Source organism: Marinomonas spartinae (assembly GCF_900089775.1).
GTDB classification, from domain to species: Bacteria; Pseudomonadota; Gammaproteobacteria; order Pseudomonadales; family Marinomonadaceae; genus Marinomonas; species Marinomonas spartinae.
In genome coordinates, this window is record NZ_FLOB01000022.1 from 12,333 (window position 1) to 27,615 (window position 15,283).

Here is a 15,283-nt window from a genome sequence, read left to right on the forward strand (position 1 = left end):
TGTTATCAATCGATTAACAGCAAGAGTCGCTCTGAGGAGAGTGGCACAAAGTATGACAGTATCCCTACATCAAACTGTTGGCCAAAAGCCCCCTTTCGTATCACTCTCAAATTCATAATTGGCTATGACACGGCGAAACCATATGACCTCAAATTCTGTAGACGTTTTATTAGTCGGGGGCGGAGCAATGAGCTCCACCCTAGGAATGTTACTCAAGCAATTAGACCCGAACCTTTCGATTACCATGGTAGAACGCCTAGACGGTGTGGCTAAAGAGAGCACGGATGGCTGGAACAATGCAGGGACAGGTCACGCCGCATATTGTGAGCTGAATTACACCCCTAAGAATACGGATGGTAGTGTCAATATTGATAAGGCCATTACCATCAATGCGGCATTTGAAGTGAGCCTCCAGTTCTGGTCCTACCTTGTAAAAGAAGGTAAGTTGCCAGCGCCTAACGAGTTTATTCATCGTGTGCCGCATCAAAGCTTTGTTTGGGGGCAAGACAATGTGGATATGCTTAAAGCGCGTTATGAAGCCATGAGTGCTCATCCCGCCTTTAAAGAAATGCAGTTCACGGAAGACAAAGAAAAGTTACGTGAGTGGGTGCCACTCATTATGAACAATCGTGATACGAAAGAGCCCCTTGCAGCGACACGTATTGAACATGGTTCAGACGTTAACTTCGGAGCGATTGCCCGTAATATGGTTAACGCATTGCAAGCTATGGATAACTTCGAGCTGCGAGTGAATGCGGAAGTGAATCGCATTGACAAAAATCAGGATGGAACCTGGGGTGTGTTGGTACATCAAAATGGTTCTACACAGCGTTTCAATGCCAAGTTTGTTTTCCTAGGTGCTGGCGGTGGGGCATTACCATTGCTACAGAACTCTGGCGTCGAAGAAGGCAAAGGGTACGGTGGGTTCCCTGTCAGTGGCCAATGGCTTGTTTGTGATAAACCAGAGATCGTTAAACAGCATTTTGCGAAAGTGTATGGAGCGGCACCGATTGGTGCGCCACCAATGTCCGTTCCCCATTTAGATACTCGTATCATTGATGGTAAAAAAGCTATTTTGTTTGGTCCATTTGCCGGCTTTACGACTAAGTTCTTGAAAAAAGGCTCTATTTTAGATTTTCCAATGAGCATGCGCTTGAATAACTTAGCGCCTATCTTATCGGTGGGCAAAAATAACATGGATTTGACTAAGTATTTGATCAGCGAAGTGCGCAAGAGTCACAAAGATCGCTGCGATTCTCTGCGTGATTTCTTTCCCGGTGCGAAAGATGAAGATTGGAAATTGGCCTACGCAGGTCAGCGCGTTCAGGTGATTAAAAGGGGTCAACATGGCGGTGGCGTATTGCAGTTTGGAACCGAAGCCGTTACCACAAAAGATGGCTCGTTAGCGGCGCTATTAGGGGCGTCTCCGGGAGCATCCACAACCGTGAATACCATGATCGGCATTCTGGAAAAATGCTTCCCTGAGCAGATGAAATCACCACAATGGCATGCCAAAATGAAAGAAATGATTCCTTCTTATGGTGAGTCTTTAGTCGAAAATACCGATCTGTTATTGTCGATTCGTCAAAATACACTTGAAACCTTGAATCTTAAACCGTAAAGGTATCAGTCTTACTGAGTACAAAAAAGCTGGTCTTTATGTCCAGCTTTTTTCTATTTCTAGAGAGTAATGGCCAGAGAGCATTGCTCTGCAAGGTGTTTCACTGGGGATTCCCAACACTTACAACGGAAGAAACAACAGGAAAAAGCATATGACAATGACCTTTTCTGAGCGCGCTGATCAGCTTTGTGACGCACTGCGCGAGATCGAACACCAAGCGGAAGAAGGCGATGAACTTTTTTACTGTGCTTATCTATTAGGACTATTAGGGTTGCATAGCAGTGCAGAGGGCGAGGGACAGGCTGAGTTCGATGAAGCATTTGAAGGGACGTTAAGGGATACTTTAGAGGCGGAAAATGTCAGCGAAGCTGATCAAACACTGATTTTGAATTTGTGGCATAAGACGCGTCAAACGGTTTAAGCATCTTATTTGGATCTTCCCATCTGATCGGGACAAACAACGAGCATCATTACCTAACGCTCGTTGTTTATTTTTATGGCATACAACAAGTATGTGAAGACTTACCGTGCTGGCTTGCTTGGATGAGGGGCAAAAGCAAATACATCGGATAGGCAGTTTTCTGTTTTTAGATGGTGGCTTTCGAGTTGATCCAGTGTGCCGTAAACCATGTTTACCGAACCACTGATGATGGCTAAACTGTCGCTTAAATCTGGGTGATCTTTTAATATCGCCTCGTATAGCCAGCCAGTTCTACCTTGCCAATCAATATTGGCCTCGTTTACTACCACATCACAAGAGACTGTCGGATGTTGGCTCTGGGCTTGCTTGATCCACTCTGCCATAAAAGCATCCTCTGGTGTTCTTACCCCCCAATAAAACGCGATTTTTCCTTGGTAGTTTTGTGCTAGTAGACTTTCATAGATGCTCTTCATCTGTGCAAAGCCTGTCCCCCCTGCAATCAACAGAACAGGGTTCGCTTGCTGGGCATGTTGTTGAAAAACGTCGCACCCTATATGGCAATCGCCACCTGCTATTTTGAGCTGAATCGTCTCTTGGCTTTTAATATGTTCAATGACTTTTTGTGCCAATGAATTATGCTCCGAGACCAAAATAAACAAAGAGAGCTTAGGCAGTTCATGGGGAGCACTACCAATGGAATAAGGAACCTTTTCACCAGAGGGCAGAGCAATCATCAAATATTGGCCTGCAATAAAAGTCATCTCCTCGATCTGCAACGTGACTTCATAGACGTTATGGTTTACTAGTTCTACCGAGTTGACTGTTGCGGTGACGTCTTTCAATGCGTTGCTCCATAGTCTGCTGGCCCAATGGTAAAAATTGAGTCATATTGTCTTTATGATCACTGTTTATAGCGCGAGTGGAGGTAAAAAAAAACCACTTCATGAAAGTGGTTTTTCCGATAGTCCCGAAGATGTCGAGACTATTTATTTTTGCCTTTCATGGATTCAAAGAACTCATCATTTGTTTTCGTTACACGTAAACGGTCGATCAAGAATTCAGTGGCGGCAACATCTTCCATAGGGTTCAGCAATTTGCGCAGAATCCACATACGTTGTAGCTCGTCTTCTGATGTCAGAAGATCTTCACGACGAGTACCAGAACGACGGATGTTGATAGCAGGGAAAGTGCGTTTTTCAGCGATCTTACGATCAAGGTGCAACTCAGAGTTACCGGTCCCTTTAAATTCTTCGAAGATGACCTCGTCCATTTTTGAACCCGTATCTACTAGAGCGGTTGCGATAATTGTTAAACTGCCGCCTTCTTCGATGTTACGAGCGGCGCCGAAGAAGCGTTTTGGACGCTCTAGAGCGTTGGCATCGACACCACCGGTTAAGACTTTACCAGAAGATGGGATAACGGTGTTGTAAGCGCGAGCAAGACGGGTGATGGAGTCCAGCAGGATGACCACATCACGCTTGTGTTCAACAAGGCGCTTGGCTTTTTCGATGACCATTTCTGCCACTTGAACGTGACGGCTTGGTGGCTCATCAAACGTAGAAGCAACCACCTCGCCACGAACGGTACGTGACATTTCTGTCACTTCCTCTGGACGCTCATCAATCAGCAGAACGATCATATGGCACTCTGGATTGTTGCGAGTAATGGCATTGGCAATGTTTTGTAGCATGAAGGTTTTACCCGCTTTTGGTGGCGAGACAACCAAGGCACGCTGCCCTTTACCCATCGGTGCGACCAAATCGATGATACGTGAGGTTACGTCTTCAGTGGAGCCATTGCCGGCCTCCATGACTAGGCGTTCATCGGGGAAAAGAGGGGTAAGGTTTTCAAAAAGAATTTTATTGCGGACGCTTTCAGGCTTATCAAAGTTAATTTCGTTAACTTTTAATAGAGCGAAATACCGTTCGCCATCTTTTGGCGGTCGGATCTTGCCGGCAATAGTATCGCCTGTGCGAAGATTAAAGCGACGAATTTGGCTTGGTGATACGTAAATGTCATCTGGTCCTGCCAAGTAAGAGCTGTCCGGAGAACGTAGGAAGCCAAAGCCGTCTTGCAGAATCTCTAGTATACCGTCACCGTAAATGTCTTCCCCGCCTTTAGCATGTCGCTTGAGTATGGAGAAAATGACATCTTGTTTGCGAGAACGGGCCATGTTATCCAAGCCCATTTCAGCGGCGATATCTAAGAGTTCGTGTACTGATTTCTGTTTTAATTCGGTAAGGTTCATAAACGGGTTTTGCATTAGCTCATCTTGAAGGACAATTGACGGGACTAGCCTCTAACTATGCTAATCTGTGTCTGAAGTATTTAACAAAGTATCAGTATTAGTCCGCATAAAACAGCAGCCAGTGAAATTTTGCTAGCTGGTGCTTTTGTTCACCCGAAATAGGGGTAAGGCCAATACTGCGCGAAACGGTTTGATTGGAGTCTTAATGCCCAATAGCGACAGCTTTATGCACTAAGACAGTAACTACTATAGTTCGACTTAAACGTAAGGTCTATAGGAAATCATGCGAAAAAAAGGTTTTTTTGGTAATTTTTTGATCAAAACAGGCTAAAGCTAACTTTTTTTCGCAAACAATACAAAAGATTTATATAACTATATCATTCTTTTTAGCGATTTAATGGCCTTTTTGAGTTGGGAAGTTCGTCTCTTCTATTAAGAGGCTACAAACAACTGATATACTTTCTTTTAACAAGATTTTTCACTGAAAAAAGGCTATCGGATGCAGTCCCTCTTTTTGCAACAGTCACATGATTTTCCGTTTGAAAAAATTGCCGCGATTGATTTAGGTTCAAACAGCTTTCACATGGTTATCGCTCAAGTTTCGCACGGGCAGTTGCGGATTACGGGTGAGTTTGGTGAAAAAGTTCAGCTAGCTGCGGGTCTAAATGATCACATATTGGATGATGAGTCACAGCAGCGCGGTTTGGACTGCTTGTCTCAATTTGCTCAAGTAATAGAAGGTATGCCGCCAGGCTCTGTTCGTGTTGTGGGTACCAACGCGTTACGTGTGGCGAAAAACCGCTACGATTTCATCGGTAAAGCGATGGATATCATGAGCCATCCGGTTGAAATCATTGCGGGTCGAGAAGAGGCCCGTTTGATTTATGTCGGCGTGTCGAAAACTATGGATCATGGTGATTTAAAACGCTTGGTGGTGGATATTGGAGGAGGGAGCACCGAGTTTATTATCGGTCATCAGTTAGAGCCTTTTCTCACCGAAAGCCTGCACATGGGCTGTGTCAGCTTTCGTCAGCGATTTTTTCCTGACGGCACCATCACTAAATCGAATTTTCAAAAAGCGGTGACTGCCGCGCGTCTGGAGCTATTAAGTATCCAAGATGACTATCTAGAGGAAAAATGGGATGTAGCCATTGGCTCCTCTGGTACGATAAAAGCCGTTTTTAATATTGTTAAAGAAAATAACTGGAGCAAAAAAGGCATCACCCCTAAATGCCTTAAGCAAATCCAAAAAGCACTCTTTAGCGCAGGTCATGCTGACAAAATTGACCTTCCTGGCTTGAAGCCAGAACGAAAACCCACCTTCGCTGCGGGTATGGCCATTCTCACGGCAGTGTTTGAATGCTTTGATATTAAGTTAATGGACTTCTCCCCTGGAGCCTTAAGGGAAGGGGTGCTATATGACATCATGGGGCGTTATGCTGAATCGGATATTCGTGAACGTACTGTCAACTATATGTTGAGCCAGTACCACATAGATACTGAGCAAGCGAAACTAGTCACCCATACCGCTTTATCGGCCTTGGCCCAAGTCAAAGAGGATTGGGGATTGAACAGTATCTCTAGCGAGGACTTATTGCGTTGGGCGGGGTTGCTGCATGAAGTCGGATTAGGCATTTCCCATAGCCGTTACCATAAACATGGCGCCTATATCATCAGCGAGTCAGATATGCCTGGCTTTTCTCAACAAGAGCAGCAGGCCTTGGCGAACTTGATTCTGCGCCATCGACGTAAATTCACTCAATCCCTTAACTTTAAATTTACGAAAAGTGATCAACAGGATTTGGATCGTTTGTCTATCTTATTACGCTTAGCAATCTTGTTGCATCATGATCGCAAAGAAGGTGATATGCCCATATTTACCTTAAAAGCCGATGATAAACATTTGCATGCGGATTTTCTTCCGGGCTGGTTGGATGGCCGACCTCTCACCTTGGCGAACCTTCAAAGTGAGGCCGATTACTTATCTGCCGTTAACTACACCCTGACTTTTAGCTAGTTCAACTAATAAATGTTACAGAATGGACTCAATGGAGCGATACATAGCGATCGCTTCATTGCGGGTCAGCCCCGAAGCGCTGGCCGATTTGCCAACACTGGAAGTTACTTGAATGGACTCTGTTTTGGGGGCTTCTTCTTTATCTGTTTTCGCTTGTAGTTGCTGACTGATTAGCTGTGCTTTTGTTGACAAATGAAGGCTTTCCCGTGATTGAGCAGGATGTTGCCCAGACGAGTTATTCGCCAATGCCGCAGAAGCTGGCGCTGTGGGGAGTATTTTTGACCAGTCATTGTAAGACACTGAGGAGACGCTCATAAGAAGCTCCTAAATGTTAGTTTGATTAATTATTGTTCAGTTTTCTTAGAAAAACAACTATCCAGATTCCCCTATACTTATCTATTCCTACTTATTTTCGTATTTTAAGCTCATGATGTGGGTGGTAAAAAGCGGTTGTTGTCTTGCCCGGCTAAGGGGGAGAACCGAGTTGCTGCTTCCGTTATTGCAAAAGTGACCAGCTAGGTTTACCAAGACAATTGCGTTTACTGATTATTTCCAAGGGAGGATATGACGCGTTTACTTCGAGCGGTGGCGGTGCCTAGAGGCTTCTTACTTTTTTTTACAAATTGAAAAATATCTATTTTTACTCATTGCTTACTTTGTATTTAAATAGTGCTATTGTCCTAAATAATGACAGCGAGTAATGATGACCACTGAGTAAGCGGCGCTTGCACTCATTATTCAAGATAAAAAAATTATAATGAACTAAGATTGCAGCACACAGTGATCTTAATAGGGAAATTTTATGAACCGCGATAATCTACCCATAGAACATTTCTTTTTTACCGAACCTAATTTAGAAAAAATCCTTGAAAACCTAGACGTTGTTCGTCAGCAAATCCACCCTGTCATACCGGATGAAGAGTTAAATGTAGAGCAAAATTTCCCTTCGGTATGCCTTGTTGGTCTTGGGCGTTGTGGTTCTAACATCGCTTTGGAAGTAGCTACCTTAGTTTACAACGCCAGAACCAGCTACCTCCACGAAGTGGAATATCATGAGAAACAAGCACAAGAGAGTGATCTTAAGTCGCTCAATTGGATTCGTAAAAAGTTTTCCATCGATAAAAAATCCAGTTCAACCCCACTTTTTCTGATTGAGCCCATTGTCATGCTAGGCGACTTGGATAAAGACATCGAAGGTCGCATCCGTTTTTCTAGTCAAGCAGGGCGCGCGCAATTTCTAGAAGCCTACCGTAAATTGCAGATCATGGATCTGTCTGAAGTACATGCTGGTGGTGCAGGTAACGCGCCTATTTTGGGGCAATATCTCGCTAAGATTATTCTCAACAAAGATACATCCAGCTTCCGTAATGACAGCTGGCGTCATATGCATTCTTATTTAGTGGATTCTTGTGGCATCAAAGCGAATCAATCGCGATTGTATTTTTATATCTTCAGTGCGGGTGGTGGAACTGGATCAGGGATGGCCTCTGAGTTTGGTTTGGCGCAGCAGTTTTCCTATTTAAGCAAAACCTTTGATTACCGTGCAGAGTTAAACAAAGCCGTGGATAAACGTCACAGCTTTGTATTTGAGCCGATTTTCACCTCAGGTATTTGTATTTTGCCAAATATCTCCGGCAAAGATATTGATATTTCTGAAGCATTACACATTAACGCAGGGCGCTTGCTGACGAAATATGTCTCAGAGGAATGGGATTTTTCCTATAACGAAGAGCGAGATAACGACGAAGACCCCGAAAACGTCATGCAACGTATTCGTCCTTGGAACTCCATGATGCTGATATCGAACGATATTATGCGCTACGCCGAGGAAGAAGACGGTAACGATGTGGAAGATATTGATGTTAATACCATGGAGAAATACGCCAATCAGTATATCTCGCAACAAATTTTTAACATCCTAACTGCTCAAGCGGTCACGACAGATTACGATGAGGACTATTTCCGCCGTGCGGGTATCGACATCGCCGAAACCATCCGCTTGGATGCCAACGATCTATTCATGAGTTTAGCTGGCCCCGTGGCGGTTGCTTATGCAGAAAGTGTGGTCAGAAAGAAAGGCCCCATGAGCGAAGTGGACATTGATGATTTGTTTTGTCGCTCCATTGAGCTACCCCACTTTAACGATGATACCTCGGCGATTGAGGGCATCAGTGTGTTGCCTGTGGAGTCTGAGCGTTATCGTAACTGCATTCAAGATTATCGTAAAAGCCAATATGACTCTAATAAATTAAACAATCTACACTTCTTTAAAAACTGTTCGTCCATTGTGTCGATTATTTCGGTGCCAAGGGACTTTAAATTATCCTTCACGGCGATGAACCGTCTAAAAGTACAGTTGAACCGCTTGTTCCCTAATACGACTCTGAAGCGTTATGCCTTAGTGATTGGAGCATCGGCGAATTTATCATTAACCACCTTGATAGCCAAAAGTCCGTGTCTGAGCGATGACTTTTTAACCTTGATGGTATCGTACATGAAACGCTGTTTTGCTCGTGATGAGTATCGCTATAACGATGAAATTGATAAAGCCATCATCGGCTTTATTCAAGGTGACGTGTTCGATGAAGAGGAGGTGGAAAAATACTTCCTTGAGTATGAAAACCCAGCGAAAATTCTCGATACCAACTGGTATGCGATCAAGCCTATGTATGAGAAAAAATACCGAGAATTGATCGAAGATAGCGAGCGCTTTGTGTCCATCAATGATATTCGTTTGGACATGAAAAACGTGAAAAATGCGATTAAATATCTGCGTGAAATTTATCGTCATCGCATCAGTAAAACCAATATGTTGTCGCTTAACTAGTCTTCCTCTTTATATTGAGGAACTAAGCAACTGAATATAAAGCATAGAGTGATATTAAGCGTTCCCAAATAAAAACCACGCTGTCAGCGACAGCGTGGTTTTTTTGTGTTTCACAATGGTGTGATCGAACTGCTGGCTTAAGCCCAATTAGGCTTCATCATTCTCTTTTGGGGCTTGTCGATCACGTATTTTGCTTACCAAATGGGCATTTTTCGTTTTATCTAACGGTGGGGTCTCATGATGAATGGCCGTTTTGGCAATCATATAAGCCGCGACTGGTGCGGTAATCAGTAAGAATAGAGTGATAAGCAGTTCGTTGACTGAAAGGCTGCCATTCTGATAGCTATGAAATACCATAGAAGACAATAAAACCCCTGTAATGCCTAGCGTGCTGGCTTTCGTCGGACTGTGTAAACGGGTAAAAATATCAGGTAGTCGTGCTAAGCCATAAGAGCCAAGCAACAAAAACACACCACCAATCAGCAGCAAAACACAAATAATGATTTCGAGATATAAAGGCATAATCAATCCTATTCTATGATATCGCCACGAAGTAAGTACTTACATAAAGCAGCAGTACTGACAAAACCAAGCATGGCGATTAATAAGGCGGCTTCAAAATACAAACTAGTACCCACGTAAATGCCATACATTAAAATCAGCGCAATGGTATTGATGTACATAGTATCTAGCGCCAAGATGCGATCAGAAATGGTTGGCCCTTTAAAAAGGCGCCATAGATTCAAGAACAAAGCGATACAAATGAAGACGGCGACAATAAAGAGTGTCCAATTTAGCATCCGAAAATCTCCTTAAGAGGGGCTTCGTAGCGAGTTTTAATCAAATGGATCAAATCGGCTTCTCCCTCTAAATGCAGAGCGTGAACATATAGCCATTGCTTGTCTTTAGAGATTTCAGCACTCACCGTGCCCGGTGTCAGAGAAACCGTACTGGCTAAAATGGTGATGCCTAGATCGGAGCGAATATTGATAGGAACCGCGACAAAACCAGGCTCTAAATGTTTGATAGGACGAATGATCAGCCAAGCAACCTCGATGTTAGCCACCAAAATATCGCGCATCACCATTAAAACATAGCGAAACGCACGCCATGGTTTGAGGATCTTAGGGTGCTCATCGCGCATGCCATTAACGAATAACGGAATGGCAATAGCAAAAAACGCAGCGAGCACAATATGGCCAGCACTGACGGAATTATTTAAAAGTAGCCACACCACAAACAATAGCAGGCTGTGAAAAGGCATAGGAAAGACTCTCATGACGTCACTCCTGGTAATAAATCATAAGCCGAAGCATTAAAATCGTGTAAATAGTTCGCGGCGTTTTGCGTGTAATCCGTGATGTCGCCACCAAACACAACCATCAGTGGTAAAGCGACTAATAGTAAGCCAATGGCGATAATCTCTAAGGGCTTTGCCGTATTCACATCGTTATTAGAGTTGCCATTATGACGCCAAAACATGGTTGTCCCACCGCGTGAAAATGCCACTAAAGCCGCCAAACTACTGACGAGAATCAACGGCCATACCCAAGCAGATTCTGCTGTTGTATGGGCGGATTGTAGAATCATGATTTTTCCGATGAAACCGGAGAGCGGCGGCATGCCAATCATAGCCAATGCACAAATAGCAAAGGCAAAGCCAATCATTTTAGGCTGCATAAATGGGCGTGAGCGTACAAAGCGATCCTCCGCTTGACCACGCTGACGCGCGATGACATCCGCTAATAAGAACAGCGCGGAAGAGGCGATGGTACTGTGAACCAGATAATACAAAGCCGCAGAGGTGGCTGCTGCTGAATGAATGGCCGCGCACACCAATAAGCTGCCGCTGGAAACGATCACTAAATTGGCGGTTAAGGTTTTCAGCCCAGGGCTGGCGATGACCCCGATGGTGCCGATGGTGATGGTCAAAAGTGCTAGAGGCCATAACCAAGGTGTAGCGATATTCGCCAGCTCGCCCGCGTGGTCGCCAAAGATCACCACATAAACGCGGAAAATACTATAAATGCCGACTTTGGTCATAATCGCAAACAGGGCCGCAACGGGCGCAGTGGCGCTGGCATAGGTACGAGGTAGCCAAAAATGCATGGGTAGCATGGCGGCTTTTAGCCCAAATACGACCAATAAAAGCGCTGCACCCGTTTTCGCTAGCGTTGCATTTTCACCTTGCAGGCTGCCGACTTTGACCGCAAGGTCCGCCATATTGAGCGTACCCAAGGTGCCATAAATAATCCCTAAACCAAACAGGAACAAACTAGAGCCGACTAAATTGAGAATCACATAGTGCAGTGCTGACTGAGTTCTTGGCTTGCCTCCGCCGTGAACCAATAGCGCATAGGAGGCAATCAATAAAACTTCGAAAAAGACAAAAAGGTTAAAGATATCTCCTGTCAAAAAGGCGCCGTTAATACCCATTAACTGAAACATAAACAGCGGATGGAAGTACGCGCCTCCTTTGTCATGATCATTCAAAGCGTACAGCATGACCGCAAAGCCTAGAAAAGACGCCAAGGTCACCAGCAAGGTCGAGACAGGGTCTGCCACTAAGGCAATACCAAAGGGGGGTTGCCAATCGCCCAATGCATATAAATGAACGCCTTTCATCATCACTTGATGCAGTAAAAAGGCTGACGATATCAGCAAGGCGAAGGTGCCAATGACAGATAAAATTCGCTGTCGCTGAAGGGTCTTCGAAAAGGGGGGTAGCAGCATCAAGGCGCCACACAGCAACGGAATTAGAATAGGGAAAATGCTCAAATGCTGCATTTATTGACCGCCTCCGGCTTTGTGAGTGGTATTGCCCTTTTGCAGGATCGGGGGTTTAGGTTTGGGCACTTGGCCGTCAACATGATCATTTCCCAAGTCCGCTCGGGCGCGCATGGCAAGAATGACCACAAAAGCCGTCATCGCAAAGCCAATGACGATAGCCGTCAGAACCAAGGCTTGAGGTAAGGGGTCGCTGTACTGTTCAGAGCGCCCTAAGACCGCAGCGGCATTAAGCTTCAATCGACCACTGGCGAACAGAAATAAATTCACAGCGTAGGACAATAAGGTTAATCCTACGACCACGGAGAAACTGCGGCCTCGTAACGTCAAAAACACACCACAGGCGGTGAGTAGGCCAACGGAAAATGCGTAAATACCTTCCATAATTATTCATGCTCCTGTTGAGTAGGGCGCTCGCTAGTCGTCAATTTACCTAAATTGGCCAAAATCAACATGGTGGCTCCCACCACGGTGAGGTACACACCAAGGTCAAATACCATGGCACTGGCCAGCTCGAACTTACCAATGAGGGGTAAGGAGAAATAATCAAACCACGTGGTGAGGAAAGGGCGGTTAAACAACCAGCTCCCTAAGCCACTGAGGGTCGCAATGGCAATACCACTGCCGATCATGATCTGATAATCCAGCTTGATACGTGTTTTTATCCATTCCACACCGTGGGCTACATATTGTTGAATAATCGCCACCGACGTGATCAGGCCTGCGATAAAGCCACCGCCAGGTAGGTTGTGACCACGCAAGAAGATGTAGGCGGACACCAGCAAGGCCAATGGCAGCAAGCTTTGTGAAATCACCGCTAATAGCATGGGATGCTTATCTTCTGCCCAAGGACGGCCTTGGTAATCCCCTGATGGCATATAAAGCCGCATTCTGGCGATGAGCTTATAAATACCCAGAGCCGCGATACCCAGTACCGTAATTTCTCCTAAGGTATCAAAACCACGGAAGTCCACTAAGATGACGTTGACTACGTTGGTGCCACCACCGCCCGTTTTACTGTTTTCGGTAAAAAAGGTTGAAATGCTGTCCAGCGGGCGAGTCATTAAGGCATAACAGATGGTACCGACGGTGCCACCGACAAAGGCTGCCAGACCTAAATCACGAACCACACGTCGAGGAGAAGATTCTTTCGGCGTTTTTTGCGGTAAGAAAAACAGTGCTAGGATCAGCAGAATTACGGTGACGACTTCAACGGACAGCTGAGTCAAGGCTAAATCGGGGGCTGAGAATTTCGCAAAAGCCAGCGACACAATCAATCCCACCACCGATAAGGTCAATAGAGAGAGCAAGCGACGTCGATGCCAAATAACCGTTGCTAAACCAGATAAACACAACAGAACCGCCGCCGTAATGGATAACGCATCGACGGGAATTTCGGGGCGAAGCCCAGCGGTTGCGTTTAGCCTCATCAGCGGAATGGTGGTCATCACCACGGCTAACAGCAAGGTCAAAAACGCATAACGCTGTAATGAGCCATTTTCAGTGAGAGTAATAAACTGGCTGGCACGACGGGTAATGTACTGGACAGCACTTTCAAACACCAGTTTAGGGTCGCTCACGGGGAATTGCGCTTGGAATTTGAACAGATGCCGGCGATTTGCATAAACAATCAAGCCACCGCACATCGCGATGATACTCATGAGCAAGGGGAAGTTGACGCCATGCCAAATCGCTAAACTGTAACTGGGGACAGAACCATTGAGTGTTGCAGAGGCTGCTGCGTAGAGCAAATGACCGACTATGACGCCTGGGAAAATCCCCACTAATAAACATAAGGCCACCAAAATCTCCACTGGCACTCTCATATAGCGAGGGGGTTCATGGGGCGTTTTAGGCAAATTAATGGGGTCGCCATTAAAAAAGACATCGTGAATAAAGCGCATGGAGTAGGCGACGGAGAAGACCCCGCCAAGCGTCGCTAATACGGGAACCATCCAAGATAAAGAGCCTAATGACGCTTGATGCAAGGTCTCCGTAAAAAACATCTCCTTAGACAAAAAGCCATTCATCAAAGGAACCCCCGCCATCGACGCTGACGCCACCATAGCCAGTGTCGCCGTATAGGGCATAAATTTCCACAAGCCATTCAGTTGACGCATATCGCGCGAGCCAGATTCATGATCAATGATGCCCGCCGCCATAAACAAAGAGGCTTTAAAAATGGCATGGTTCATCACATGGAAAAGTGCCGCTACGGCCGATAAATCTGTTCCCATGCCCAATAAGAGCGTAATGAGACCTAAATGACTGATGGTAGAGTAGGCTAGTAAGCCTTTTAAATCGTGCTGAAATAAGGCGATATAGGCGCCAGTTAAAAAGGTCGCCAACCCCGTTAAACTGACCAGCATAAACCACAAATCGGTATCGGCCAGTGCAGGATAAAAGCGCGCCATCAAGAAAATACCGGCTTTTACCATGGTGGCCGAGTGTAAGTAAGCACTCACTGGGGTGGGGGCCGCCATGGCATTCGGTAACCAAAAATGGAAGGGGAATTGTGCCGATTTAGTAAAGGCGCCTAACAGCACCAAAACCAAGATGATGGGATAAGCCGAGCTTGCCTTGATCATATCGCCGCTGTCTAGCACGGTCTGTAAGCTGTAGCTGCCAACCGTATGGCCGAGCAATAGCAACCCAGCCAGCAAGGCCAAACCACCCGCTCCCGTGACAGTCAACGCCATGCGAGCCCCTTTGCGGGCTTCTGTTTTGTCTCCCCAGAAACTGATCAGCAAGAAAGAGCTGATACTGGTTAACTCCCAGAAGAACCAGATCTGGATCAGGTTATCCGATAACACCACTCCTAGCATGGCAAACATAAAGAGGATGAGGTAGGAATAAAATTTGCCGATGGAGTCCTTTGCCGACAAATAGTAGCGTGCATACAGGATAACCAGTAGACCAATACCTAAAATCAAAATGGAAAACAGCAGAGATAAACCGTCTAGTCGGAAAGCGAGCTGTAAACCAATGGCGGGTATCCAAGGGATGGACGCAAAAAAACGTTCCCCATGAAAAATCGCCTCGGTATGGGACAACACTAAAAACAAGGTTAAAGCTGGCAAAGCGGCCGTTAAAAACGCACAGGCGGTACGACTAAGCCGTGATGCGATGAGCGGAACCAAGGTGCCAAGTAAAGGTAAAAAAGGTAACCAAATTAAAGACTTCACTGTTCAACACCTTCATAAACGTGACGGTTGTAAAAGGGATAATCCGTAAGCAACATAATGATTCCCGTTTCTATAAAATGCATAATCCTACTATATCGAAGCCGCATTATGGCGGCTAGTTATGTCAGCCATGTTCGATCCCAAGACGCCTATCTAACATTAAAATGATTAATGGCC

13 protein-coding genes are annotated in these 15,283 nt (G+C 45.4%); 4 read left to right on the forward strand and 9 right to left on the reverse strand.

Annotated features, from left to right (window positions below; genetic code table 11):
- Positions 1–142 precede the first annotated feature (142 nt).
- Together mqo and MSP8886_RS21210 are read left to right on the forward strand one after the other, a co-directional pair.
- Positions 143–1,621: a malate dehydrogenase (quinone) gene (mqo, locus tag MSP8886_RS21205; protein ID WP_067020933.1), complete on the forward strand. Its 1,479-nt coding sequence runs from the start codon at positions 143–145 to the stop codon at positions 1,619–1,621.
- A gap of 151 nt (positions 1,622–1,772) precedes the next feature.
- On the forward strand, positions 1,773–2,042 hold the full coding sequence (locus MSP8886_RS21210) for a YfcL family protein (RefSeq protein WP_067020936.1): 270 nt from the start codon (positions 1,773–1,775) through the stop codon (positions 2,040–2,042).
- A gap of 101 nt (positions 2,043–2,143) precedes the next feature.
- Here the strand turns inward: MSP8886_RS21210 and MSP8886_RS21215 are convergent, their stop codons facing one another.
- Together MSP8886_RS21215 and rho are read right to left on the reverse strand one after the other, a co-directional pair.
- Complete coding sequence (locus MSP8886_RS21215) at positions 2,144–2,884, reverse strand: NAD(P)H-flavin reductase (RefSeq protein ID WP_067020938.1); 741 nt, start codon at positions 2,882–2,884, stop codon at positions 2,144–2,146.
- A 140-nt stretch (positions 2,885–3,024) separates the two neighbouring features.
- On the reverse strand, positions 3,025–4,290 hold the full coding sequence (gene rho, locus MSP8886_RS21220; RefSeq protein WP_067021009.1) for a transcription termination factor Rho: 1,266 nt from the start codon (positions 4,288–4,290) through the stop codon (positions 3,025–3,027).
- Between the two features lie 499 nt (positions 4,291–4,789).
- Between rho and MSP8886_RS21225 the strand changes: the two genes are divergently transcribed.
- Entirely contained in the window at positions 4,790–6,307 is a 1,518-nt protein-coding gene (locus MSP8886_RS21225; RefSeq protein WP_067020940.1) for a Ppx/GppA phosphatase family protein, read from the forward strand.
- 15 nt (positions 6,308–6,322) lie between these two features.
- On the opposite strand, the gene MSP8886_RS21230 is transcribed toward MSP8886_RS21225, so the two are convergent.
- Positions 6,323–6,622 carry a hypothetical protein gene (locus MSP8886_RS21230; protein WP_067020942.1) on the reverse strand — a complete coding sequence of 100 codons (300 nt, stop codon included), beginning with the start codon at positions 6,620–6,622 and terminating at the stop codon, positions 6,323–6,325.
- Between the two features lie 487 nt (positions 6,623–7,109).
- Between MSP8886_RS21230 and MSP8886_RS21235 the strand changes: the two genes are divergently transcribed.
- Complete coding sequence (locus MSP8886_RS21235; protein WP_067020945.1) at positions 7,110–9,134, forward strand: hypothetical protein; 2,025 nt, start codon at positions 7,110–7,112, stop codon at positions 9,132–9,134.
- Positions 9,135–9,281: 147 nt separating this feature from the next.
- On the opposite strand, the gene MSP8886_RS21240 is transcribed toward MSP8886_RS21235, so the two are convergent.
- The 6 genes from MSP8886_RS21240 to MSP8886_RS21265 are packed head-to-tail and all read right to left on the reverse strand — an operon-like array spanning position 9,282 to position 15,106.
- Complete coding sequence (locus MSP8886_RS21240) at positions 9,282–9,656, reverse strand: Na+/H+ antiporter subunit G (protein WP_067020948.1); 375 nt, start codon at positions 9,654–9,656, stop codon at positions 9,282–9,284.
- An 8-nt stretch (positions 9,657–9,664) separates the two neighbouring features.
- The gene (locus MSP8886_RS21245; protein ID WP_067020951.1) at positions 9,665–9,934 is read right to left on the reverse strand and encodes a K+/H+ antiporter subunit F; all 270 of its coding nucleotides are present in this window, start codon (positions 9,932–9,934) and stop codon (positions 9,665–9,667) included.
- Complete coding sequence (locus tag MSP8886_RS21250) at positions 9,928–10,413, reverse strand: Na+/H+ antiporter subunit E (RefSeq protein WP_067020954.1); 486 nt, start codon at positions 10,411–10,413, stop codon at positions 9,928–9,930. Before MSP8886_RS21250 ends, MSP8886_RS21245 begins: the two co-directional genes overlap by 7 nt.
- Positions 10,410–11,921, reverse strand: a complete 1,512-nt coding sequence (locus MSP8886_RS21255) for a monovalent cation/H+ antiporter subunit D (protein WP_067020957.1) — start codon at positions 11,919–11,921, stop codon at positions 10,410–10,412. Before MSP8886_RS21255 ends, MSP8886_RS21250 begins: the two co-directional genes overlap by 4 nt.
- Positions 11,922–12,305, reverse strand: coding sequence for a Na+/H+ antiporter subunit C (locus MSP8886_RS21260; RefSeq protein ID WP_067020960.1), 384 nt, complete (start codon positions 12,303–12,305; stop codon positions 11,922–11,924).
- A gap of 2 nt (positions 12,306–12,307) precedes the next feature.
- Positions 12,308–15,106: a monovalent cation/H+ antiporter subunit A gene (locus MSP8886_RS21265; RefSeq protein ID WP_067020964.1), complete on the reverse strand. Its 2,799-nt coding sequence runs from the start codon at positions 15,104–15,106 to the stop codon at positions 12,308–12,310.
- Between the last annotated feature and the right edge of the window lie 177 nt (positions 15,107–15,283).

Coding starts and splice junctions, on each gene's coding strand:
- mqo (WP_067020933.1), top strand. CDS start 143: ATGACCTCAAATTCTGTAGACGTTTTATTAGTCGGGGGCGGAGCAATG.
- MSP8886_RS21210 (WP_067020936.1), top strand. CDS start 1,773: ATGACAATGACCTTTTCTGAGCGCGCTGATCAGCTTTGTGACGCACTG.
- rho (WP_067021009.1), bottom strand. CDS start 4,290: ATGAACCTTACCGAATTAAAACAGAAATCAGTACACGAACTCTTAGAT.
- MSP8886_RS21225 (WP_067020940.1), top strand. CDS start 4,790: ATGCAGTCCCTCTTTTTGCAACAGTCACATGATTTTCCGTTTGAAAAA.
- MSP8886_RS21230 (WP_067020942.1), bottom strand. CDS start 6,622: ATGAGCGTCTCCTCAGTGTCTTACAATGACTGGTCAAAAATACTCCCC.
- MSP8886_RS21235 (WP_067020945.1), top strand. CDS start 7,110: ATGAACCGCGATAATCTACCCATAGAACATTTCTTTTTTACCGAACCT.
- MSP8886_RS21240 (WP_067020948.1), bottom strand. CDS start 9,656: ATGCCTTTATATCTCGAAATCATTATTTGTGTTTTGCTGCTGATTGGT.
- MSP8886_RS21245 (WP_067020951.1), bottom strand. CDS start 9,934: ATGCTAAATTGGACACTCTTTATTGTCGCCGTCTTCATTTGTATCGCT.
- MSP8886_RS21250 (WP_067020954.1), bottom strand. CDS start 10,413: ATGAGAGTCTTTCCTATGCCTTTTCACAGCCTGCTATTGTTTGTGGTG.
- MSP8886_RS21255 (WP_067020957.1), bottom strand. CDS start 11,921: ATGCAGCATTTGAGCATTTTCCCTATTCTAATTCCGTTGCTGTGTGGC.
- MSP8886_RS21260 (WP_067020960.1), bottom strand. CDS start 12,305: ATGGAAGGTATTTACGCATTTTCCGTTGGCCTACTCACCGCCTGTGGT.